18 protein-coding genes are annotated in these 22,721 nt (G+C 62.2%); 3 read left to right on the top strand and 15 right to left on the bottom strand.

From position 1 onward, the window contains the following. Positions 1–7: 7 nt before the first annotated feature. From AC3VI7_RS01515 to AC3VI7_RS01470, 10 genes are all read right to left on the bottom strand, one after another. On the bottom strand, positions 8–508 hold the full coding sequence (locus AC3VI7_RS01515; RefSeq protein ID WP_489669854.1) for a TlpA family protein disulfide reductase: 501 nt from the start codon (positions 506–508) through the stop codon (positions 8–10). Positions 509–629: 121 nt separating this feature from the next. Next, the gene (locus AC3VI7_RS01510) at positions 630–1,748 is read right to left on the bottom strand and encodes a choice-of-anchor D domain-containing protein (protein ID WP_489671281.1); all 1,119 of its coding nucleotides are present in this window, start codon (positions 1,746–1,748) and stop codon (positions 630–632) included. Positions 1,749–1,946: 198 nt separating this feature from the next. Beyond that, positions 1,947–3,812: a choice-of-anchor D domain-containing protein gene (locus AC3VI7_RS01505; protein ID WP_489671372.1), complete on the bottom strand. Its 1,866-nt coding sequence runs from the start codon at positions 3,810–3,812 to the stop codon at positions 1,947–1,949. A 42-nt stretch (positions 3,813–3,854) separates the two neighbouring features. Further along, positions 3,855–6,008, bottom strand: a complete 2,154-nt coding sequence (locus AC3VI7_RS01500) for a choice-of-anchor D domain-containing protein (RefSeq protein WP_489671371.1) — start codon at positions 6,006–6,008, stop codon at positions 3,855–3,857. Between the two features lie 113 nt (positions 6,009–6,121). Further along, complete coding sequence (locus AC3VI7_RS01495) at positions 6,122–6,730, bottom strand: JDVT-CTERM domain-containing protein (RefSeq protein WP_489671205.1); 609 nt, start codon at positions 6,728–6,730, stop codon at positions 6,122–6,124. Between the two features lie 67 nt (positions 6,731–6,797). After that, positions 6,798–7,733 (bottom strand): c-type cytochrome, encoded by a 936-nt coding sequence (locus tag AC3VI7_RS01490; RefSeq protein WP_489668762.1) that lies wholly within the window; start codon positions 7,731–7,733, stop codon positions 6,798–6,800. Positions 7,734–7,861: 128 nt separating this feature from the next. Next, on the bottom strand, positions 7,862–8,806 hold the full coding sequence (locus AC3VI7_RS01485) for a c-type cytochrome (RefSeq protein WP_489668761.1): 945 nt from the start codon (positions 8,804–8,806) through the stop codon (positions 7,862–7,864). A gap of 33 nt (positions 8,807–8,839) precedes the next feature. Then, the gene (locus AC3VI7_RS01480) at positions 8,840–9,778 is read right to left on the bottom strand and encodes a c-type cytochrome (protein WP_489668760.1); all 939 of its coding nucleotides are present in this window, start codon (positions 9,776–9,778) and stop codon (positions 8,840–8,842) included. A gap of 33 nt (positions 9,779–9,811) precedes the next feature. Beyond that, entirely contained in the window at positions 9,812–10,621 is an 810-nt protein-coding gene (locus AC3VI7_RS01475; protein ID WP_489668759.1) for a c-type cytochrome, read from the bottom strand. A 131-nt stretch (positions 10,622–10,752) separates the two neighbouring features. Further along, the gene (locus tag AC3VI7_RS01470) at positions 10,753–11,532 is read right to left on the bottom strand and encodes a c-type cytochrome (protein ID WP_489668758.1); all 780 of its coding nucleotides are present in this window, start codon (positions 11,530–11,532) and stop codon (positions 10,753–10,755) included. A gap of 242 nt (positions 11,533–11,774) precedes the next feature. Between AC3VI7_RS01470 and AC3VI7_RS01465 the strand changes: the two genes are divergently transcribed. Both AC3VI7_RS01465 and nadA read left to right on the top strand, forming a co-directional pair. After that, positions 11,775–13,169, top strand: coding sequence for a hypothetical protein (locus AC3VI7_RS01465; protein ID WP_489668757.1), 1,395 nt, complete (start codon positions 11,775–11,777; stop codon positions 13,167–13,169). 29 nt (positions 13,170–13,198) lie between these two features. Next, complete coding sequence (gene nadA, locus AC3VI7_RS01460; RefSeq protein WP_489668756.1) at positions 13,199–14,299, top strand: quinolinate synthase NadA; 1,101 nt, start codon at positions 13,199–13,201, stop codon at positions 14,297–14,299. Positions 14,300–14,311: 12 nt separating this feature from the next. On the opposite strand, the gene nadB is transcribed toward nadA, so the two are convergent. Further along, positions 14,312–15,991, bottom strand: a complete 1,680-nt coding sequence (gene nadB / locus AC3VI7_RS01455; RefSeq protein WP_489668768.1) for an L-aspartate oxidase — start codon at positions 15,989–15,991, stop codon at positions 14,312–14,314. 108 nt (positions 15,992–16,099) lie between these two features. Between nadB and AC3VI7_RS01450 the strand changes: the two genes are divergently transcribed. Then, positions 16,100–17,350 (top strand): hypothetical protein, encoded by a 1,251-nt coding sequence (locus AC3VI7_RS01450; protein WP_489668755.1) that lies wholly within the window; start codon positions 16,100–16,102, stop codon positions 17,348–17,350. A gap of 26 nt (positions 17,351–17,376) precedes the next feature. On the opposite strand, the gene clpB is transcribed toward AC3VI7_RS01450, so the two are convergent. The 4 genes from clpB to AC3VI7_RS01430 are packed head-to-tail and all read right to left on the bottom strand — an operon-like array spanning position 17,377 to position 22,713. Continuing rightward, complete coding sequence (clpB, locus tag AC3VI7_RS01445; protein WP_489668754.1) at positions 17,377–19,986, bottom strand: ATP-dependent chaperone ClpB; 2,610 nt, start codon at positions 19,984–19,986, stop codon at positions 17,377–17,379. Positions 19,987–20,045: 59 nt separating this feature from the next. After that, the gene (gene rocF / locus AC3VI7_RS01440) at positions 20,046–20,975 is read right to left on the bottom strand and encodes an arginase (protein WP_489668753.1); all 930 of its coding nucleotides are present in this window, start codon (positions 20,973–20,975) and stop codon (positions 20,046–20,048) included. A gap of 12 nt (positions 20,976–20,987) precedes the next feature. Next, entirely contained in the window at positions 20,988–21,929 is a 942-nt protein-coding gene (locus AC3VI7_RS01435; protein ID WP_489668752.1) for an LOG family protein, read from the bottom strand. Between the two features lie 31 nt (positions 21,930–21,960). Then, positions 21,961–22,713 (bottom strand): HesA/MoeB/ThiF family protein, encoded by a 753-nt coding sequence (locus tag AC3VI7_RS01430; RefSeq protein ID WP_489668767.1) that lies wholly within the window; start codon positions 22,711–22,713, stop codon positions 21,961–21,963. Positions 22,714–22,721 lie beyond the last annotated feature (8 nt).

The raw sequence follows: 22,721 nt of genomic DNA, 5'->3' as shown, positions 1-22,721 counted from the left end.
TCATTTTTTACTTGGCCGAAGCAGCAGCCAACGCCTTGCTGATCTGCTCTTCGAGGTGATGGCGGTCTTCCTCGCGGAAACCACCGTGCTGCTCAATGACCTTGCCATCCACACCGATCAACACAGCGGTGGGCATGCCCTTGATGCCGTAGGTACGCGGCGCTTCACCCTTGGGGTCGAACGCGACTTGGAACTTGGCGGGCATATCCACGAGGAACTTCTCAGCGTCGCCCTTCTTGGCGTCGAGATTGACGGCCAGCACTTGCAAGCCCTTGGGGCCGTACTTGGTCTGCATCTCGTTCATCCACGGGAAGGACTGCTTGCACGGGCCACACCATGAGGCCCAGAAATCGAGGTAAACCACCTTGCCTTTGAAGGAAGCAAGGGTCAAAACGCCCTTGGCGCTATCCACATGGATCTCAGGCGCAACTTCACCGGCATTGGCAGCCAAGGCGGTCATCGGAGCCGCAACAGCAGCGGCGAAGGCGAGAGCGATCAAACGTTTCATGGTTCAGTCCTGAATCAAATTGAATGAATACTTTGAAAAAACGGGCCGGCACTTGCGCGCCAGCCCGCCAAACCCGACGCAAAGGTCGGATAGGGGTCAACCGTTGAGGCGGGCCAGTACCTTAACGCGCCGCCTTCGCCAGCGGCAGACGCCGGCGCAAAACAAAAGCCGCACCACCGAGCATCAGTACCCAAAGCGGGTCCATCGGACGATCCACCCCGCCGAGCGTGCAACCGCCACCACCGGCGTTGTTGCCGGTGGTCACCAACCCAATGCCGGTTCCGCTAAACGTGAGGGTGCCCGGAATCTGCCCGGTGGTGGTGATGTCGAGTGTCGCGGTCTTCGCGCCTGCCGAGGTTGGCTGGAAGGTGGTGGTGAGGGCGCATGTGGCCCCAGCAGCTAACGTACCCACCGTCAGGCAATTGCCTGTGAGCGCAGTGAACTCCGTCGAAACAAAAGCCGGCACCACCACCGTGGCCGAATCAGGACCGGCATTGGTCAAGGTTGCTGTCACAACAGCACTGGTGGAGCCCACCGTCGTGGCCGGAGCCACTGTGCTACCGGACCAACCCAGTGCCGCTAGCACATTGGTGCCTTGGCCGCTCATCGCCACCGCGTTAGTCGTCGGGGTAGCGTTGGTGGTCAAGGTAAGGGTGTCTTGCACCGTAGTACCAAGACCCGTGGGGGTGAACAAAATATCCACGCTGCATGTGGCGGCCGGAGCGACAGCAGCCCCCGAGCAAGTATCGGCCCCCGCGACCTTAGTGAATTGAGTACCTGAAGTCAGGTTGGCCGAGGCCACATTCAGCGTAGCCTGACCACTGTTGGTCACGGTCACAGTCTTGGTCCGCAACGCATTGCTCTGACGAGCCACATCCACGCTGCCAAAGGCCAAGGTGGTCGGACTTAAGGTCACCACCGGCAAGGGATTGCAGCTACCGCCAATACATATCGCTGTACCACCCGCAGCACTGGCGATGTACACCGCTAAGTCGTTGTATTGACTATCCGAAATGGTCGTTCCGTAGAAGGACATCCCGCCCTTGTTGGCCACGACCGCGTTCTTAATCACTTGGGCACTGATACCGTTTCTGATTTTGTTCGTGCCTGCGGCAGGACTGGCTCCATGACATCCACCGTTGGAGCATGAGAGGGGCGTGACCGTGTTGTAAAGGGTCGATCCGTTAGCTGCTGTAGCCGCCACCGCCCCACCGGCCACAGAACCGAGAGCCGAAGCCATCAAAACGGCGGACAAGAGCGGACGCAACGAAGAGGTCCGTGAAGCAAGCTGGCGGTGAGTTGTACGCATAAATAGTCGGTGTGTCGGTTGCTCAGGTTTGAGGAAATGCCATAGACAGAATCGTAACGATGGGGGGTGGCGTTTGTCTGAGTCGTTGCTTATCAGCCACCACCGCCCCCGCACCTCACACCGGACTTTTTACACAGCTTGGCGGCTAGCGCGACGACGCCACACCAAAGCGGCACCACCCAGCATCAACATCCAAAGCGGATCCATCGGTTGATCAGCTGCACCGAGGGTGCAACCGCCACCGCTGCTCGTCGCAGCAGGCGCAGCAGCCGGAGCCACCGCCGTGCCACTCAACGCCACCGAAACCGGCGGCACACCATCAATACTATTGACCGTCAAGGTGGCGGTCTTGGCACCAGCGCTGGTCGGCGCAAAGCTCACCACCACCGTGCAGCTGTTGCTGCCCGTGGTCGTCGGCACCGTTGCGAGACTCAGGCAGGTACCGCTGGTAAGGAAGTCCGACGCGTTGGCACCTGTCACATTGACCGTCAACGCCTGCGCTGTGGCCGATTGGCCGACGTTGTTCAACGTGATGGTCTGGGTGGTCGTGGTGCCGGTGGTCACAGCGGTGCCCACGGTCACGCTGGGAGCAGCCACACTCGCCAGCGCACCTGTCCAGTTCAGCACCGGGGCCGTAGCAATCAGCGTGTTGCCCGTCAGGCTAAGAGCTGCCGTTGTGGCCGCATCGGACGTGATGGTGATCGGAGCGGCTGTTCCGGTTGCAGCTGCGCCAGCACCCGTGAAGGTGACATCCAAACCGCAAGTCGCTGCGGCAGCAATCGTGGCCACACAGGTGTTGGCTGCCGCGCTAAAACCAGCCGGCAAGGTGATGGCGGAGATCGTCAGCGGGCCGGTACCCGAGTTGGTCAAAGTCACATGCTGCAAGTTGCTTGTGCCACCGGCCAAGGCGGTGAAACTCAGGCTTGATGCGCTCAAGGTGATCGCAGGTGCCGTGCCCGTGCCGCTCAAAGCCACCGTATGTGTGCCGCCATTGGTGGTGGCGATGCTCAGGTTGCCGCTGGCTGCGCCGGCTGTTGTCGGTGCGAAATTGGTGGTGATGTTGCAGCTAGAGGCCGCAGGCAAAGTCGCGGCACAGGTGGTCGAGCTGGTAAAGCCAGCCGGAGCGGTGATGTTGATCCCCGTGAGATCAGCGTTACCCGAATTGGTCAGCGTGATGGTCTTGGCCGTGCCCGTGGTGTTCACGTTCACGTTACCAAAGGCCTGAGCGGTGCTCGAAGACAAAGCAACCACTGGCGCAGGAGCTGCTGTGCCCGTGCCCGACAGAGCGACGGTTTGGGTACCGGCATTGGTGACGATACTCAGGGTGGCCGAGGCCGCAGCAGCCGTGCTTGGCGTGAAGGCCGTGGTGAGGGTGCAAGTAGCGTTGATCGCCACGCTGGTGCAGTTGTTCGTCACGGCAAAAGCGGCGTTGCTCGACGTGGCCGAGGACACCGTCAGTGCGGCCGTCCCTGTGTTGGTGATGGTGACTGTCTGGGTGGCACTGGTCGTGCCGAGGGTGACGGTACCGAAGGTCTGCGTGGTGACCGACAGAGAAGCGATGGGCGCTGTGGGAGCCGGGCAGGCCACGGTGGCTGCTGGGGCCGCCGCAGTCGGCACCGTCGTCGAAACACACGAGTAAGCCGTGGCAGCACTGATCTGACCAGCAATGTAGGCAGCCAGATCGTTGTAATCGCTGTCCGTCAGAGCAAAGAACTGGCCGGGTTGGTACATCGCCATGCCGCTACCCACGCCACGGCCTTGAAAACCATAAACCGCATTTTTGGTGTTGGCGGCGACGGTACCGTTTCTGATCTTGCTCGTATTCGTTGCAATGTTATGGCAACCGGCACAGCTCTTTGATGCGAACAATGCAGCCCCATTCGTAGCACTCGGCACTGCCTGCGCCGCAGCGCCACCGGCCAAGGTCATCAGGGTCAGGGCGGCACCGGCCACGGCCGAGCGCGACAGAGCACGAGAAGAAGAATGTAACGTCATGGTGAGGTCTCGATCTGAGTGGATAAAACGAACCCAGTGGGTTCAGGCGAGGAACGAAGAACGGCGACGGCGCAATACCAGCGCCGCAGCGCCCAGCATCAACAGCCACAGCGGATCAGCCGGCTGGTCGGTATGACCCAACGTACAACCCCCAGCGCTGTTGGCCGTGGAAAGGTTGCCGACTGAGCCCGCCGAGGAGGTCGAAGCCAAGGCGGTAGCGCTCAGGGTGATGGCCGCTGGTGCGGCCCCGCCTTGGGCGGTCAGGCCCAGACTCACCGACTTGGCACCCGCCGTGGCGGGGGCGAAGGTCACGGTGATCTGACAACCCGTGCCCGCAAGCAAGGTGACACCGTTGACACCCAGGCATGAGCCGCTGAGATTGAAATCAGCCAGATCCGGCCCACTCAATGCCAGCAGCACCCCGGTCGCTGGGGCGGCACCAGCGTTGCTGAGCGTGAAGCTGTAGGCCATACGCGTACCCACGGCCACCGAGGTGCCAAAGCTGAACGGTGCGGCGTTATTCCAGTGCAGCAACGCCGTGGGCACCCCCACCGCCACCCCGGTGCCCACCATGGCGATGGCAGGGGGTGATGGACTGACGTTGGAAGCGATGCTGATGCCAGCCTGTACTTGCCCGGAAGCAACGGGCGTAAAGATCACCGTGATCGTGCAACTGGCCCCCACAGCCACGCTGGTGCCGCAGGTGTTGGTGACCGTAAAGGCCGCGTTGCTGCTGGTGATCCCCGTGAGCGTGAGCACCGCATTGCCAGTGTTGGTCAGCGTCACCGTTTGAGCGGCTGTGGGTGTACCCACCGTGGCGTTGAAATTGAGGCCCGTGGCGGGTGACAACGTGATGGCTGGAGCAAGAACCGCTTGGGCGGTGCCCGTGCCGCTCAACGCCACGGTGTTGGGCGAACTGCCCGCATTGCTAAACAGGCTCAGTGTCCCAGACGCAGCCCCTGCGACTGTAGGCACAAAGTGGGTGGTGATGACACAGCTGGCCGCCACCGCCAAGCTGGTGCCACAGGTGTGCGAAGCCGTAAAGACGGGGTTGCTCAACGTGATGGCGCTGATGCTCAGGGCCGCATTGCCGGCATTGGTCAACGTGACCGTCTGGGCCGCACTGGTGAGGCCAGTGGTCACAACACCGAAACTTTGCGTCGCACTCGACAACGACACCACGGGGGCCGTCACCACCGGAGCCGCCCCCGTGCCGCTCAACGCCACAGTGTTGGGCGAGCTGGCCGCATTGGTCACCAAGCTCAGCGTGGCCGAGGCTGCCCCTGCGACTGTAGGCACAAAGTGGGTGGTGATGACACAGCTGGCCGCCACCGCCAAGCTGGTGCCACAGGTGTGCGAAGCCGTAAAGACGGGGTTGCTCAACGTGATGGCGCTGATGCTCAGGGCCGCATTGCCCGTGTTGGTCAACGTGATGGTCTGGGCTGGGCTGGTGGTACCCGTCGTGATCACACCGAAGGTTTGCGCGGCACTCGACAACGACACCATGGGGGCTGTGACGACCGGGGCAACGCCCGTACCACTCAGCACGATGGTGCTGGTCCCCGCATTGGTCACGATGCTCAGGTTGGCCGAGGACGTACCGACCACGGTGGGCGCATAGGTGGTGTTGATCGTGCAGCTCGCACCCACCGCCACGCTGGTGCCGCAGGTGTGGCCGACGGCGAAGACGGGATTGGTGACACTGATGGACGTGATCGTCAGCGCCGCCGTACCGGAGTTGGTCAGCGTCACCGTGTGTGCCGTGCTGGTGGTGCCGGTGGTCACACTGGGAAACGACTGAGCCGCGCTAGAGGACAACGTGGCGACCGGCGCAAGCACCGTCGTACAAGAGCCACCCATGCACGTGGCCAAAGCAGCATTGCCGCGTGCCGTCGCAATGTAGAGCGCAAGGTCGTTGAAATCGCTATCGGTCAGGGTCAGGCCGCCGGTCAAGGCTGGCATATAACCCGACATCGCCCCCCCAGCCAAGAAAGCACTCTTCGTAGTTTGGGCACTCACACCATTCCAGACTTTGGCCGTATTGACCGCTGGTGTGGTGCCATGACAACTGAAACAGCGCGCCGAGTTATAGAGCGTTTGTCCGTTGGCTGCACTGGCGGCCAACGCACCATCCGCTGCACACCCAAGAGCCGCGATCAACAAGGGGCCAAAGAAGCGACGAGGGAAAGACAGCATGGGCGTGGACCGGCTAGATGGACAGGGCAGTTTGTATTCTATAAATGGGAAGCTGTCCCATTTGTCATTTTCGGTATCGTCCCGAGGCGTTGCATGAAGACTTGCTTAGCGCATCACCCCAACGGCTTGCGCCGGCGCAAGACCCATGCCGCACCCGCCAACATGAGCAGCCACAGCGGATCGGTCGGTTGATCGGCCCGGCCCAAGGCGCAACCCCCTCCGCCCGTCGTACTGGCAGCCGAAGCGTTGGTGGTGCCCGTGGTGCCCCCCCCCGTGCCGGTCGTCGTACCGCCGGTATTCGCACAGGCCACCGGCGTGGCCATGGCGCTGGCCGTGGGCACACCCGCTGACGTGCAAGTTGCGACAACACCACCACCCACGACCTGAGCAAGGTATGCCGCCAAATCGTTGTAATCGCTGTCGGTCAGTGAATTCGGTTGACCGATGCTGTACTTCATCATCTGGGTACCAATGGCGATGCCGACCAAGCCATAAGAAGCGTTCTTGATGTTGGCGGCATCCACGCCCAGCTGGATATGGCCCACATTGGTGCTGATGGTTTTACCGCCATGGCACAGCTGACAATTCATGGCCACATACAACGCACCACCGTTGGCAGCGCTCTGCGCCCATGCGCCGTGGCTCAGGGCACCCAGAACCATCGTCACCAAGGCACTGCGAAGCGCCGAAGCATACGGAAAGCGACGATGGGTCTTTGACATGAAGCATCTTTCAGATGGGGTGGGCGCGATGTTACCCATTTCATCGCCCACCTCAACAGCCCGAAAGTCAGTCACGCTTGGTCACGCGACGTGCGCGCAGCACCCAACCAGCACCCAGCAGCATCAACAACCACAACGGATCGGCCGCTTGATCAGCGCGACCCAAGGTGCAGCCGCCCAAACCAAATTCACCCTTGGGGTTGGTCGTGGCGATGTAGGCCGCCATGTCGGAAGCCTGTTCAGCGGTCACGAAGGCCAAAGAACCCATGCCGCCCTTGTTGCGCGCAATGGCACTCAAGGTGCTGCCTGGATTGGTGGCCTTGGCAATGTGCTCACCGCCGTTGGCCGCACCACCGTGACAACCGGAACACATCGCGGTGTAAAGCACTTGGCCACGATCAGCCGGCGTCGAAGGGGTGCCAGCGGCCACATCGGCGGCGATGAAAGCGGCTACATCGTCAAGCTGGGTCGCCGTCCAATTGAATCGCAGCGCATACCCTGCCGCAGGGTTCATCGCCACGGGGAACTTGGCCATGGCGTTTTGAATCACCGCTGCGCTCACACCCAAACTCACGCGTGCATTGCCCGTGGCCGGCACCGGACCATGGCAAGCCGCGCAACTGCTGGCGTACACCGCACGGCCGTTGACGGCGTTGCCAGTCGCACTCGCATTCACATCGGCAGCTACATACGCCGCAATGTCAGCCACCTGCACCGAAGACAAGCCCACCAAAAAGGGCACCATTTTCATGGTCGGGCTGTTCGTGGTGATCGCTGCCTGCAACGCGGTTGCCGTAGTGGCTTTTTGCACATTGAGCGTGCCCACTGCCGGATTAGTGCCACCGTGGCAGCCCTTGCAATTGGCGTCGAACAGGCCCTGCCCTGTGGTTGCATTGCCAGCCGCAGCTTGGGCTGACACCGCACCGGCACCCAGCAGGCTCAGAGCGGCGACGGCGGCGCAGAGGAGGCGACGAGGTGCAATGAAGCGGTCAAGGTACGACATGGTGGGCAGCTCTTGGTGAGAGGCGGTTAAGAAAAAGAGTCAACGGAGCGCAGTGTCCATGCAGACGCCGTTTTCTTCCTGATCCTTCCCTTAGCTTCAGCCCCCTTGCTAAGCGTATGCCAAACAAATCACGCTTTAGGGGCTCGCCGCAGACCCAGCACCCCGATGGCACCCGCCAGCATCAATAACCACAGCGGATCAAAGGGTTGGTCAGCACGACCCAGGGTGCATCCGCCCTCAAGCCAACCCTTCAAGCCACCCGTCGGGCCCGCAGCACCGATGTAGAGCGCGATATCGGTGGCTTGTTCGTTCGTCAAAAAAGATAGCGATCTCATGCCACCTTGATCGCTGGCAATGGCGCTCAAGGTCTTATCGGGATGCGTGGCCTTGACCATGCGCTCGCCCCCACGAGCAGCACCCCCATGACAGCTGGAGCACATCGTGGTGTAGAGCACCTGCCCACGATCTATCGGCGTCGAAGGCGTTCCAGCAGCCACATCGGCGGCGATGAAAGCCGCCACGTCGTCAAGCTGGGTTGCTGTCCAGTTGAAGCGCAGCGGACCATACGAGGTCGATGGACCCATCGCCGACGGGAATTGGGTGATCGCGTGCTGAATCACTGCGGCACTCATGCCCAAACTCACCCGTGCATTGCCCGTGGCCGGCACCGGACCATGGCAAGCCGCGCAACTGCTGGCATACACCACTCGGCCGTTGGCGACGTTGCCGGTGACATTGACAGTCACATCGGCAGCCACATACGCGGCAATGTCAGCCACCTGCACCGAGGACAGCCCCTGCAAAGACGTCTGGCCCTTCATCGTATTGCTGGTCGTGGTGATGGCCGCTTGAAGCGCGGTGGCCGTGTTGGCCTTTTGCACATTGAATGTGCCCACAGCCGGGTTGGTGTTGCCGTGGCACACCTTGCAGTTGGCATCGAACAAGCCCTGACCCGTGAGCGCATTGCCCGCCGCTTGAGCCGACACCGCACTTGCTCCCAGCAGGCTCAGGGCCGCTACAGCCGCACCAAGGAGGCGACGGGGCGCGATAAGGCGGTCAAGGTACGACGACATGATGGCGGGCTCTTAGGGCGAAATTAGGAAAACTCAAGCTTTGGCCGACCGCCGCAGACCCAGCACCCCGACGGCACCCGCCAGCATCAGCAGCCACAGCGGATCCAAGGGTTGATCGGTGCGACCCAAGGTGCAGCCGCCACCAGAGCCACCAGAAGTGGCTCCCCCGCCCATCGAGACCGCGATCTCGGTGGCTTGTTCGGTGGTGACGAACCCCAGCACGCCCATGCCGCCTTTGTTGCGCGTAATGGCACTCAATGTTTTGGCAGCATCACCCGCTTTCGAGAAAGAACCGCCATGGCAGCGCGAGCACATCGCGCTGTAAATCGTCAGACCCCGTTGCGCCGGGACCGAAGCCGTGCCCGCAGCGACATCGGTGGCGATAAAGGCAGCCACATCATTCAGCTGGGTCGGTGTCAGGTTGAAGCGCAAGGCATAGGGCACACCGGGGCTATAGACCGCCGTCGGCGACATCGCCAAAGGGAACTTGACCATGGCGTTCTGGATCACCGCCGCGCTCATGCCTAAGTTCACCCGCGCCGCCCCCGTGGCCGGGGCTGAACCGTGGCAACCCGCGCAGCTGCTGGCATACACGGCCCGACCGTTGGTCGCATTGCCGCTCGCCATCGCACTCGTACTCACATCGGACGCTACATACGCCGCGATGTCAGCCACCTGCGCCGAAGTCAACGCAGCCAAAGAAAGTTTGGCCGCCATCGTCGGGCTGGTGGTGGTGATCGCCGCTTGCAGAGCAGCTGCAGTGGTCGCCTTCTGAACATTCAGTACACCGGCCGCTGGGTTGGTGCCCCCATGGCACATCAAACAATTGGTATCGAATAAACCTTTGCCGGTCGTGACATTGCCCGCCGTGGTTTGAGCCGACACCGCGCTTGCACCCAGCAGGCTCAGGGCGGCCACAGCGGCGCAAAGAAGGCGACGGGGCGCGATAAGGTGATCAAGGTACGACGACATGATGGCGTGCTCTTAGGTGGAAATTAGGAAAACTCAAGCTTTGGCCGACCGCCGCAGACCCAGCACCCCGACGGCACCCGCCAGCATCAACAGCCACAGCGGGTCGGTGGGTTGGTCAGCGCGGCCCAGCGTGCAGCCGCCCGCCACCGTCAAAGCTGGGTATTGGGCGGCACCCGCTGTGGCGCTCTGATTCGTTTGAGCGGTCTGAGCGGTGCTCGCGTAACTGGCACCCGTATTGCCCCCGGGGATCGCCACGGTACTGGTCACGGTACCTGACACACTGGCCACCACATAAGCCGCAATATCCGCAGCTTGGGCAGCATTCACGCTCAACCCGAACATGGCCCGCTCTTTGGTGATGGCCCGAAGGGTGGCTGCGCCGCTGGCGGCTTTTCGGATGCCTTGATGTCCGGTAGCAGGCGTAGCACCGTGGCAAGCCACACACATGGCAAACAAGGCTTGACCCCGGTCAATCGCCGTGGTCGGCGTGGTCGGTGCCACCGGAGCCGTGGTGCCCCCATTGGCGACATCAGCCGCGATGAACGCAGCCACAGCGGTTAAGTCGGTGGCCGTCAAGGCCGTCAGATTGGGGCCGCGCATCACTGCGAACGAGGTGATCGCGTTCTGGAGCACGGCCGCACTGATGCCAAGTTGAATGCGACTGGCACCCGTCGCCGGCGATGCCCCATGGCACATCGCGCAATTGTTGGCGTAGAGCGTGGCCCCGGCTGGGGTCACAGTTTGTGCTTGAGACACCCCCACCCCACCGAGCCACAAGCCCACAGCAGAAAACCCAGCGGTCAGGGCACGGCGAGAAAAGGAGGGCGAGTTAAAAGGCAGCATGGTGGGCAGCTCGGGAAAAAATCAGCAAGAAGCAACAAAGGACAACGGGCCGAAGTGTCCATGCAGACTTCTTTTTTTTCCTGATTCTTCCCTTATGGGCCGCCGATAACTTGCTTACAGAAGATCCATGTTCACGCTTTGGTCGACCGCCGCAGACCCAGCACCCCAACGGCACCGGCCAGCATCAACAGCCACAGCGGGTCGGTGGGTTGGTCAGCGCGGCCCAGCGTGCAGCCGCCCGCCATCATGGCTTGTTCGCGGCTGAAACCACCCCGACCGCCGCCTTCGCCACCCCCATCACCGCCCCCACCTTCGCCATCACCGCCCGTGAACCCCGTCGTGACACCGACCCGTTGACTGCTGACGTAGGCCGCGATCTCTGAGGCCTGCGCGCTGCTCAGGCTCATACCGCGCATGGCTCCCACCCGCGCGATGGCATTCAAGATCGCTGAAGCGCTGGTGGCTTTGCCGATACCACTGCGGCCGCTGGCAGGGGTACCGTGGCAGCCTGAGCACATACCGTACAGCGCTTGGCCATTCGAAACGCCATTGGACGGCGCGGGGGTCGTGGTCGTGGGGGTGCTCCCGCCACCCGCCACATTGGCCGCGATGAAAGCGGCAAGGTCAGCGGCCTGGGTCGCACTCAAACTGATACCACGCATTGCCGCCACATTGAGCGTGGCGTTCTGGATGACCACCGCACTGGTGCCAAGCTGAATTTTGGCCGCCCCGGTCGCAGGTGTCGGACCATGGCAACCAGAACAGCTGGCATAAAGAGCTTGGCCGTTAGCGACGCTTTGCGCTGATGCCGTCCCACCCCATCCCGCCAAGATGGCCAAGGCCAAAGCGGCGGAGGCGGCTGAAGCGCTGGGAAAGTGGCGATGCCAAAAGGAAGCGGAAGATGCGCGCATGGATTTAGATGGGTGAGGATGGGGGCGGAGGGCATTCTTGCGTTCCAGCCATGAAGAATTCCTGAACGAGGGATGGTGGCGTCCCACCTTATCGGTACCATGGCGTCTTGTTGCCATCCTGTTGCCATCGAGCTGCTTTGATCCGTGGTGAGCTGGCAACGCTGAGAGGGCTTGAGCATTGATCGGCGGATCAAACGAGAGCCTCGCCTAGCGAGTTGGTCCTTTGCGTTGGAACCCCCGAGATGCTGCTGAAAACCCTGCTCTCTGAGCTCACCCCCAACAACCGCGAGCTACACCGCCCCTCCGTGGGCGAGGCGAGCGGTTTTGCGCCATCAGCCCCCCCGCCGGGGGGTTTGAGCAATGGCTCAGGCTACGCGTCGCAGTCCTTGGCGTCGGGTAGCGGATTTGCCAGCACCGCCATCCTTGAAGAAGCGGTGCGAGCGGTCCACGATGCCCCCGGTGGGGCGCAACCCCAACAGGTTTACGACCTGTTTGTCAGCGGCTCGCCCGCCCAAACCCTGCGCCTGCATCTGGCCCAAAGCCACGCTGAGCAAGCCCACCCCACCACTCAGCAACGCATGATCACGCTGTTTGATCCGGCGCGGGTCTGGGCTGGAGCGGTGGTGCGCACGCTTTCAGACGCCACCGGCCAGCCCGTGGACCGAATGCATGTGCGCGACCAAGGCACCTTCAAGTCGCTGGCCACCATCGAGCGCACCAGCTTGCCGCGCAACAGCGATGAGATGTTGCGTATCTATCACGCCGATGTGCCCGGCCGCAGCAGCGACATCGCCAGCATCCCGCTCACCTTGATGGAGCGCTCGGATTTGGGCGCGGTGGTGGTGGATCATCAGATGCACCCCTCCTCGGTCGATGAGATGCTGCGCATGCTGCAAACCGTCACCGCCAGTGCAGATTGGCGCTGCCCGCACCTGCTTTTTTTGCTACCCACCGGGGCGCACTGGATCGTCACCAAGATTGAACGCACCGTCTGGCCGCGCCATATCCAAGTTCAAACAGTCAGCGAGTCGATCAGCAGCGCCAGCGGGGTTTGGAACAAACTGCTCGGCCACTGGCAGCATGTTTGTCTTGCAGCGGCAGCGGGGACCGCTGGCAACGCAACACACGCCAGCCCCCCATCGGTCCATACCCCCATGGCGGCGGCGATGGCTCCGCAGCAGCAGGCGACGCCCCACCTCACGCCACGCAACACCCTGTCTGGCCCGCTCACCCTGATCACGCCAGACACCACCCCCGCCTCGCTGCCCGAGCTGTTGCGCACGGAGTGCTTATTGCAAGATCTGATGCAGGTGGATGGCCTGATTTATGTCGCCATCGCCGATGTGCGACGCGGCAATGTCTTTGCCGGCAGCGGCTACGGGCCGGACATCGACCGGGCCGTGCAAGCGGGCAGCGACATCCTGCGTGCGCACCGCGACTCTCTGCGCTCTCTGGGTCACTGGAAACCCAACGAGCCGGTGGAAGAAATCCTCGTCACTGCGGGCACGCGTTATCACATCCTGCGCGTCCTGCCGGCCCACCCCGAATACTTCCTGCTGGCGGTGCTCGACAAGCTGCGCAGTAACTTGGCCATCACACGGTTCCGTGTCATGGAAACCATCCAAGCCCTGGGCTAGGTGGCGGGCGGGGCTAGTAGGATGGCGGGATGAGCCAAATCGCCGCCTTCGACTACGACCGCCCCTCCGCTTCGGGCACCACCTGCATCGCCCATGCTTGGGCGAAGGTGCCCGCACCCCTCAACCCGGCTGAACGCCTCGCCCTCAAGGCTCGCGCCCGCCAACTGCTGCATGAACGCCAAGCCGTCTTGGTCGCTCACTACTACGTGGAGGGCGATTTGCAGGACTTGGCGCTCGAAACTGGCGGCTGCGTCTCTGACTCTTTGGAGATGGCCCGCTTCGGCCGCGATCACAGCGCTCAAACCTTGGTGGTGGCCGGGGTGCGCTTTATGGGCGAGAGCGCCAAAATCTTGTCACCGCACAAAACAGTGCTGATGCCCGATCTGGACGCCACCTGTTCACTCGATCTCGGCTGCCCAACGGATGACTTCACGGCTTTTTGTGACGCCCACCCTGATCGCACCGTGGTGGTCTACGCCAATACCAGTGCGGCCGTCAAAGCGCGGGCCGACTGGATGGTGACCAGCTCCTGCGCCTTGGCCATCGTGAGCCATTTGCATGCCCAAGGCCAAAAAATCCTCTGGGCCCCGGACCGTCACCTTGGGCGCTATATCCAAGAACAAACCGGCGCTGACATGCTGATGTGGAATGGTGCGTGCATCGTCCACGATGAATTCAAGGGCGGCGAGCTGGAGCTGCTGCGCCAAGAGCATCCGCTGGCCAAGGTGTTGGTGCATCCCGAGTCACCCGCTGCGGTGGTGGCCCAGGCCGATGTGGTCGGCTCGACAGCGGCGCTGCTCAAGGCCGTGATGGAGCTCGACGCGCCTGAATTCATCATTGCCACGGACAACGGCATGTTTCACCGCATGCGCCAAGCTGCACCCAACAAGCTGTTGCTTGAAGCGCCCACCGCCGGCAACAGCGCCACGTGCAAGAGCTGCGCCCATTGCCCGTGGATGGCCATGAACGGTTTGCAAGGGCTGGTGGATTGCCTCGAACAGGGCAGCGGGGCCATCGAGATCGACGCGGCCATTCAGCGCGACGCGCTGCGCTGCATCGACCGGATGCTGGGCTTCACAGCCGCGACCACGGCCGCCGCCGGCATGGTGGCCCACATCGGTGCGGCCTGAACCACAGAGAGATCAGCGCCCCTTGCCGATCGGCCAAACCGGCAGGGCATCTGCATCACCCAGTCGAGCGCTACGCGCTTCACGCATCAACACCGTGGGGAAACTCACCGGCAAAGTCTCGGGGAAGTCGCGGCTGAAATGCAGCCCTCGGCTTTCGTGGCGCATCAGGGCCGAGCGCACGATCAGCTCGGCGCATTCGAGCAAGTTGCGCAATTCCAGCAAGTCGCGATTGACGCGGAAGTTGGCGTAGTAATCGTCGATCTCACCGCGCAGCAAGTGGATACGGTGCAAGGCGCGCTCCAGCCGCCGGGTGGTCCGCACGATGCCGACGTAGTTCCACATCACCAAGCGCAGCTCGTCCCAGTTATGCGAGATGACCACCTGTTCGTCACCGTCCTCGACTTGGCTTTCGTCCCACACCGGCAAGGGCAGCGGTGGCTCTTGGGTGTGCGCCAAGATGTGCTCGGCACACGTCTGGCCAAGCACCACACACTCCAAGAGTGAATTGCTGGCCAGTCGATTGGCCCCGTGCAAGCCGGTATAGGTGGTTTCGCCCACGGCGTAGAGCCCCGGCAAGTCGGTGCGGCCATGCAAATCGGTCACCACCCCGCCGCAGGTGTAATGCGCAGCCGGCACCACGGGGATGGGCTGTTTGGCGATGTCGATGCCCAAAGCCAAGCAGCGCGCATGGATGGTGGGAAAGTGCTCTTTCAGGAAGACCTCGCCCAAATGGGTCGCATCAAGCCAGACGTGATCGACGCCGTGCTTTTTCATCTCGAAATCAATCGCCCGGGCGGTGATGTCACGCGGCGCAAGTTCGGCGCGCGGATCATGCGCGGGCATGAAGCGGGTGCCATCGGGCAAGCGCAGATACGCGCCCTCACCGCGCAGCGCCTCGGTGATCAAAAAGCTGCGATCTTGCGGGTGGTAAAGACAGGTCGGATGGAACTGGATGAACTCCATATTGCCCACCCGGCAGCCCGCACGCCACGCCATCGCGATGCCGTCGCCGGTGGCTGTATCGGGGTTGCTGGTGTAGCGATAGACCTTGCCCACCCCGCCACTGGCCAGCACCACGGCGCTGGCCGGCAGGGTCTCGACCCGGCCCGTGCTGATATCGAGGGCGTAAACACCGTAGCAGCGCGCCCGCTCTTGACGATGCAAATGCCGCGAGGTGATCAAGTCCACCGCCATCCACGGGTGGCGCAATTCAATATTCGGGTGCTTAGCGGCCTCAGCCAACAAGGCTTGATGAATCGCTCGGCCGGTGGCGTCGGCGGCGTGGGCGATACGCCGCACGGTGTGCCCACCTTCGCGGGTCAAATGCAAACCCAGTGGTCCCGTTGGATCGGGTGAAAACGGCACACCGCGCTCCACCAACCAAGCCACAGCACCCGCGCTGCGCTCAGCGATAAAGCGTGCGGTGTGCTCATCGACCAACCCGGCACCCGCATCTTGGGTGTCGCGCACATGGCTTTCGACACTGTCATCGTCACCATCAAAAACTCCGACGATGCCCCCTTGCGCCCAAGCCGTGGCCGCTTCGTCCAAGTGACGCTTGGCCAAGACAATCACCCGGCGATCAGCAGCCAATTGAAGAGCCACGGTCAGGCCGGCAAGGCCAGCACCAATCACCACCACAGGTAGGTGATTCTCAGGAGCTTCTTTGGGGACATCCGAAGGAAAATGCATTGCATCAATCGAGGTCATGGTCTTATCGCGCGTCGGCAAGTCGTGGATGATAGGATGGTTCGGCCCCTTCCCTGCCGCAGGACTCACGATGCAACCCTTGGAAATCGCATGGACCGCCTCTTCGACCTGAATAGCCGCCCCAGCGTGCCCACGCTCACTGAGCGCACTGACTCGACAAGCACCAAGCGGCTCGATGAAGACGGTGGCTATGCGACCCAGTTCGTGCGCAATGCCGACGACTATCTGCAAGAAAGCGGAGACATTGGCCGAGATGTTGGCAACGGCACGCGTGAGTTGTTCGTCTCTACGGATGCCGCCGAAGCGCTAGAAATCCAATTCGATCACCGCAAGCCGGTCTACATCGCCATCCATGATGTTGCCGCCAAGGCTTCGCTGAAAATGCTGGCGGGTGTCGCCGCCGCCGTGGACCGCGCTTGCGCTCATCTGGTGATCCGCCGGCAAGGTTTCGGCACCACCTTGGCCAGCATTGAGTACCTAGACTGCCCTGTGGAGGGCGATATGCGCGGCTTGCGTATGTACTCGACAGCCATCGATGCCGACACCGTCACCCGCACTCACCTGACCCGTGCTCTGTTTCGTTACGCCGCCTTTTGCGTGGTGGTGGTCGGCAACTTGCCCACGCACGCCATTGCGGAAGAACTGCGGACCTTACGCGAACACCTGGCCCAAGGATCCACCCCCAACAATTGGCGTTGTCGCGACATGCTCGTCATGCCCTTGATGGCCAACCCGGCACTGCCAGACATCGTCCGTGAGCTCACGGCCGGCACCTGCGTCAATGCCACCGTCACCGCCCCGGTCAAACGGCCGGTCGATGTCTGGCCCATCCTCAGCGCAGCATGGAATAAGCGTCAGGCTGAACTGCCCGAAGCCCTGCGGGGCGTTTGGCTCGATACCCAAAACGATGCCCTTTTGAGCGACTCCTTCCCCGCAGGGAACACGGCTCGCCCGGTGGCGCGGATGGTGGCTAACCCGATGGATCGGTTGGTGCAGGATTTGTCGGCTCAACCCGGTGTGATCAGTTGTTGCCTGTTTGAGATCGAATCAAGCCGAGTGATGGCGGCAGCGGGCACGCTGCACAGCGGACCTGACATGGCACGGCGCGGTACGCTTTTCTTGGCCGCAGCCCTGAACGGCCGCCGCCAACTCGGCCTGACCGCCCCCGTTGAGGAAGTCATCATCCTCGGGGGCACCCAAGCCTTGGGTCTGCGCACGCTGCAATCGCAGCGCGACTTGGCCGTGCATTTGATCTACACCCCCTCGGAGACCGATTGGCCGGTGCTGCGCCAACGTATCCACACGCTGGATGCAGCGGTGCCACGCAGCCCGGTCATCTGAGTGGATGCGCTTGGGCGCGCGCACGCTCAGTGCATCAAGGTGGTCGTCACGCGGCCAAAGTCGAAGCCACCCTCGGCAGAAAGTCCCACCGGAATCACATCCTTCGGCCCGAAACGTCCTTCAAGGATCAACTTAGCCACCGGATTCTCGATGCGGCTCTGAATGGCCCGCTTCAAGGGCCGGGCACCGAAAACCGGATCAAAGCCCACCTTGGCCAGTTCAGCCAAAGCCTCGGGCGAGACCTCTAAGCCCATGTCCATCTTGGCCAGCCGTGCGGCAAGACTCTTGAGTTGAATCTTGGCAATCGAGGCAATGTGCTGCGCATCAAGCGCATGGAACACCACGGTTTCGTCGATGCGGTTCAAAAACTCTGGCCGGAAGTGCTGCTTGACCTCGCCCCAGACGGCATCGCGAATCAACTCGCTGCGCTGTCCCGCCATCGCCATGATCAGGTGCGAGCCCAGGTTGCTGGTCATGACGATCACCGTGTTCTTGAAGTCCACCGTGCGACCTTGACCATCGGTGAGTCGGCCATCGTCAAGCACCTGCAACAGCACGTTGAAGACATCGGGGTGCGCTTTCTCGACCTCGTCGAGCAAGAGCACCGAATAGGGCCGCCGCCGCACCGCTTCGGTCAGATAACCGCCCTCGTCGTAGCCGACGTAGCCGGGCGGCGCGCCGATCAGGCGTGAGACGGAGTGCTTCTCCATGAACTCGCTCATATCGATGCGGATCATGTGCTCTTCGCTGTCAAACAGAAAACCCGCCAGCGCCTTGCACAGCTCGGTCTTGCCCACACCCGTGGGGCCAAGGAAGAGGAACGACCCAAGCGGCCGGTTTGGATCAGAGAGTCCCGCCCGCGAGCGGCGAATGGCGTCACTCACCGCCACGATCGCTTCACTTTGGCCCACCACCCGTTCGTGCAACTTGGCTTCCATCTTGAGCAACTTGTCGCGCTCGCCTTGCATCAGCTTAGCCACCGGAATACCCGTGGCACGGGACACCACTTCGGCGATTTCTTCAGCCCCCACCATGGTGCGCAGCAACTGCGGGCCTTTACCTAGGCCGCCCGCTGCCTTGCTGGCTTCTTTGGCTTGAGCCTCCTTAAGGCGCTTTTCCAGTTCCGGCAACTTGCCGTATTGCAACTCGGCCACCTTGTTGAAATCGCCTTTGCGCTTCCATTCCTCGATCTGGAACTTGGTGCGATCCATCTCTTCTTTGACCTGAGCCGAACCTTGGGCAGCGGCCTTTTCGGCTTTCCAGATCTCTTCCAGGTCAGCGGCTTCGCGCTCCAGTTTGCTGATCTCGTCTTCGATCAAGCCCATGCGCTTTTTCGAGGCGTCGTCCTTTTCCTTGCGCACCGCCTCACGTTCAATCTTGAGCTGAATGATGCGGCGGTCCAGCTTGTCCATCACCTCGGGCTTGGAGTCGATCTCAATCTTGATCTTGGCCGCCGCTTCGTCGATCAAATCAATCGCCTTGTCGGGCAGAAAGCGGTCGGTGATGTAACGGTGGCTGAGTTCCGCCGCTGCCACGATGGCCGGGTCGGTGATCTCCACCCCGTGATGGACTTCGTACTTTTCCTGCAAGCCGCGCAGGATGGCGATGGTGGCTTCGACCGTGGGCTCGTCAACCAGCACTTTCTGGAAGCGCCGCTCCAGCGCAGCGTCCTTCTCGACGTACTTGCGGTATTCATTCAGCGTGGTGGCACCGATGCAGTGCAACTCGCCGCGCGCCAAGGCGGGCTTGAGCATGTTGCCGGCGTCCATCGCGCCTTCGGCCTTGCCGGCACCGACCATGGTGTGCAGCTCGTCGATGAACAAAATGATGCGGCCTTCGTCCATGGCCACTTCTTTCAGCACCGCCTTGAGGCGCTCCTCAAACTCACCACGGAATTTGGCCCCCGCCAAAAGGCCCGCCATGTCGAGCACCAAGACGCGCTTGTTTTTGAGGCTTTCAGGCACTTCCCCGTTGATGATGCGCTGCGCCAAGCCTTCAACGATGGCGGTCTTGCCGACACCCGGCTCGCCGATCAAGACGGGGTTGTTCTTGGTACGGCGCTGCAAAACTTGGATCGCGCGGCGGATCTCGTCATCGCGGCCAATCACCGGATCGAGCTTGCCGAGACGAGCCCGCTCGGTCAGATCCAAGGTGTATTTCTTCAGGGCTTCGCGCTGGCCTTCAGCTTCGGCCGAATCGACCTTGGCCCCACCGCGCACCGCTTGAATCGCACTTTCCAAGGCTTTGCGGGTCAGGCCCGTGCCACGCAAGGCTTGGGCGAAATCAGTTTTGGCCTCGGTCAGCGCCAGCAACACCATCTCGCTGGCGATGAACTGGTCGCCCTGTTTGCCGGCTTCCTTTTCGGCCGTTTGCAGCAGGGCAATTAGCTCGCGCCCGGGTTGAAGCTGCGCGCCTTGCACGGCAGCGATCTTGCCCAGCGCCACATTCACCGCCTCATCCAAAGCACGCAACGCCACGCCAGCGCGCTGCAAGAGCGAGCGCGGGCCGTCGTCTTGTTGCAAGAGCGCCTTGAGCAAATGCGCGGGCTCGATGTAGGGATGATCGGCCGCCAAAGCCAAGCTCTGGGCTTCGCCAAGGGCTTGTTGTAGCAAAGTGGTGAACTTGTCGATACGCATGAGAGAGTCCTTCGGTGATCTTCAGCTCTGGCTTGAAGCTGAGGCTCGCGCCGGGCTTTTCAAGGGGCCGCGCGTATCAGTGTGCTCTTTCCAAACAAGCTCTCGACCAGATCGACCACCAGCTCGGCAGTGCGGTTGCGCACGTCCAGCGCGGGATTCAGCTCCATGATGTCCAGCGAAGCAAGCCGGCCGGTATCGGCGATCATCTCCATGCACAACTGCGCCTCGCGGTAGGTCGGACCACCGGGCACGGGTGTGCCCACGCCGGGTGCGATGTCGGGATCGAGAAAATCAACGTCAAAGCTCAGATGAAGGTGGGTATCGGGGGTATCGGCATCCACATCGGCCAAGACTCGCTGCATCACAGCCCGCATGCCGATTTCATCCAAGGTGCGCATGTCATGCACATCCAGCTGCTGGGCATGCACAAAGCGTTTTTCCTCAGGGTCCACGCTGCGCACCCCCACTTGCCGAAAAGCATCCATCGCTACCGCCGGGACGTGGCCCGCGAGCTGCACCAGCGCCTCAGGCCCAAAACCGGCCAGCACCGCCACCGGCATGCCGTGCAAGTTACCGCTGGGGGTGATGGTGGCGGTGTTGAAGTCGGCGTGGGCATCGAGCCAAATCACCCGTAATTTGCGACCTTGGGCGCTGCAATGACGTGCCACCGCGCTGATTGAGCCCATCGCCAAGCTGTGATCCCCGCCCAGCAACACGGGCACATGCCCCGCCGCCAAAGACGCCAACGTGGCCTCATGCACGCCAAGGCACCAAGCAAGTACCTCGGGCAAATGGCGATAGCCGCCTTGAGCCAGCTGCCAAGGGTTGGCGGGGCCGGTGACGTTGCCCATGTCTTGCACCCATAAGCCCCGCGCCCGCAGCCGCTGCGCCAAACCGGCCACCCGCAAGGCCTCCGGCCCCATGGAGGCTCCCCGCACCGAGGCCCCCACGTCGGTGGGTGCGCCGATCAGATCAAGGAGGGTCGGCATGGCAAGAACGCCTCAGACATCGACGGCGTATTCGCCGCCTTCATCGCACTGTGAGCCGTCCAAGTCGTACTCGGCCACGATGGCCGCCCAAGCCTCTTCGGCGGTTTCAACAAAATGGACCAAGTTGACATCGTTGGGGCTGATCATGCCGGTCTCGACCAAATGGTCGAGGTTGATGAGCTTTTCCCAGAAAGTGCGCCCAAAAAGATAAATGGGTCGATGGCGACACTTGCCGGTCTGGATCAACGTCAGGGCCTCAAAGAGCTCATCGAGCGTGCCAAAGCCACCGGGGAAACAGACCAAAGCGATGCTGCGCATCAAGAAATGCATCTTGCGCAGCGCGAAATAGTGGAACTGGAAGCACAACTCGGGCGTGATGTAGGGATTCGGTTCTTGCTCGTGCGGCAACACGATGTTGAGCCCAATGCTCTTGCCTCCCGACTCAAAAGCACCCCGATTACCAGCTTCCATCACCCCCGGGCCGCCGCCGGTGACGATGTGAATGGGTGAGACCAAATTCACCGAAGCCGTGGTCACCAATTCGGCAAAACGGCGTGCCTGCTCGTAGTAACGCGACATCTCGACTTGTTGGCGAGCACTGCGCTGGGCTTGCTCGTCGCCTTGGGCTTCGGCCGCTTGCAAGCGAGCATGGGCTTGCTCCGGGGCCAAGATGCGCGCACTGCCGAAAATCACGATGGTCGATTCGATGCCATGCGCTTGCTGCACCAAGTCGGGCTTGAGCAACTCCAGCTGCACCCGCACGGGACGCAACTCATCGCGCAGCAAGAATTCCGAGTCGGCAAAGGCCAGCCGATAGGCGCTGCCCGGCTTGTCGTACAGCGAGACGGGCTTGGGGAGCGCGGCGTCTTCTTCGGCACTTGGAAAGTTGCGGGCGGTCAACCGATTTGGCGGTGACCGACGATGGGGCTTGCTCGGTTTACTCGGTTTGCTCATGGGTCGCTTCTGAAAAAAGGCGGCCCCCAGCTTATCCCAGACCGTGGCAGACCGGGCAGTGCAAATCAGCCATCACGCGGATTTCGCGCCACTGCATGGCGCGTCCATCCAACATCAGCAAGCGCCCGCCCAGCGTGGTGAGCTTGGGCGCATGGATCAACGTCTTGAGCGCCTCGGCGGCTTGCGTGGCACCAATGATGCCCACCAAGGGCGCGAACACCCCCATCGTGGCGCAATGCAGCGCCGGCACCGAGGCGTCCGGGGGGAAAAGGCAGGCGTAGCAGGCTTGACCCGGTTGCCCCCACACTGCCACTTGACCATCCCAACCCACGGCGGCCCCGGAGACCAGCGGCTTGCGATGCATCACACACGCCGCGTTGATGGCTTGGCGGGCGGTGAAGTTGTCGGTGCAGTCCAAGACCAGATCGGCACGCGCCACCAAGGCGCGGATCGAGACGGCGTCCATCCGTTCGGTCACGCTATGGATCGTGATCTCGGGGTTGAGCGCCAAGAGTGTGTCCCGCGCCGACTCGGCCTTAAGCTGGCCGATGCTGGCTTGGCGATGCACGATCTGGCGCTGCAAGTTGGTCAGATCGACGCTGTCGTGATCGACCACCGTCAAGGTGCCGACCCCGGCCGAGGCCAAGTACATCAGCGCCGCCGAGCCCAGCCCCCCGGCACCAATCACCAGCACATGGGCAGCAGAAATCGCTTCTTGCCCTTCGACGCCAATGTCATCCAGCAAGACATGCCGGCTGTAGCGCAACAGCTGGCGATCATCCAAGCTCATCG

The organism is Leptothrix toolikensis (SeqCode) (genome assembly GCF_057922285.1).
The sequence above is the reverse complement of the archived record's forward strand: the minus strand, read 5'-3'. Positions and strand labels throughout refer to the sequence as shown.

Bases quoted from the DNA above. Each gene is read 5' to 3' on its own strand.
- AC3VI7_RS01515 (WP_489669854.1), bottom strand. From the start codon at position 508: ATGAAACGTTTGATCGCTCTCGCCTTCGCCGCTGCTGTTGCGGCTCCG.
- AC3VI7_RS01510 (WP_489671281.1), bottom strand. From the start codon at position 1,748: ATGGCTTCGGCTCTCGGTTCTGTGGCCGGTGGGGCGGTGGCGGCTACA.
- AC3VI7_RS01505 (WP_489671372.1), bottom strand. From the start codon at position 3,812: ATGACGTTACATTCTTCTTCTCGTGCTCTGTCGCGCTCGGCCGTGGCC.
- AC3VI7_RS01500 (WP_489671371.1), bottom strand. From the start codon at position 6,008: ATGCTGTCTTTCCCTCGTCGCTTCTTTGGCCCCTTGTTGATCGCGGCT.
- AC3VI7_RS01495 (WP_489671205.1), bottom strand. From the start codon at position 6,730: ATGTCAAAGACCCATCGTCGCTTTCCGTATGCTTCGGCGCTTCGCAGT.
- AC3VI7_RS01490 (WP_489668762.1), bottom strand. From the start codon at position 7,733: ATGTCGTACCTTGACCGCTTCATTGCACCTCGTCGCCTCCTCTGCGCC.
- AC3VI7_RS01485 (WP_489668761.1), bottom strand. From the start codon at position 8,806: ATGTCGTCGTACCTTGACCGCCTTATCGCGCCCCGTCGCCTCCTTGGT.
- AC3VI7_RS01480 (WP_489668760.1), bottom strand. From the start codon at position 9,778: ATGTCGTCGTACCTTGATCACCTTATCGCGCCCCGTCGCCTTCTTTGC.
- AC3VI7_RS01475 (WP_489668759.1), bottom strand. From the start codon at position 10,621: ATGCTGCCTTTTAACTCGCCCTCCTTTTCTCGCCGTGCCCTGACCGCT.
- AC3VI7_RS01470 (WP_489668758.1), bottom strand. From the start codon at position 11,532: ATGCGCGCATCTTCCGCTTCCTTTTGGCATCGCCACTTTCCCAGCGCT.
- AC3VI7_RS01465 (WP_489668757.1), top strand. From the start codon at position 11,775: ATGCTGCTGAAAACCCTGCTCTCTGAGCTCACCCCCAACAACCGCGAG.
- nadA (WP_489668756.1), top strand. From the start codon at position 13,199: ATGAGCCAAATCGCCGCCTTCGACTACGACCGCCCCTCCGCTTCGGGC.
- nadB (WP_489668768.1), bottom strand. From the start codon at position 15,991: ATGCATTTTCCTTCGGATGTCCCCAAAGAAGCTCCTGAGAATCACCTA.
- AC3VI7_RS01450 (WP_489668755.1), top strand. From the start codon at position 16,100: ATGGACCGCCTCTTCGACCTGAATAGCCGCCCCAGCGTGCCCACGCTC.
- clpB (WP_489668754.1), bottom strand. From the start codon at position 19,986: ATGCGTATCGACAAGTTCACCACTTTGCTACAACAAGCCCTTGGCGAA.
- rocF (WP_489668753.1), bottom strand. From the start codon at position 20,975: ATGCCGACCCTCCTTGATCTGATCGGCGCACCCACCGACGTGGGGGCC.
- AC3VI7_RS01435 (WP_489668752.1), bottom strand. From the start codon at position 21,929: ATGAGCAAACCGAGTAAACCGAGCAAGCCCCATCGTCGGTCACCGCCA.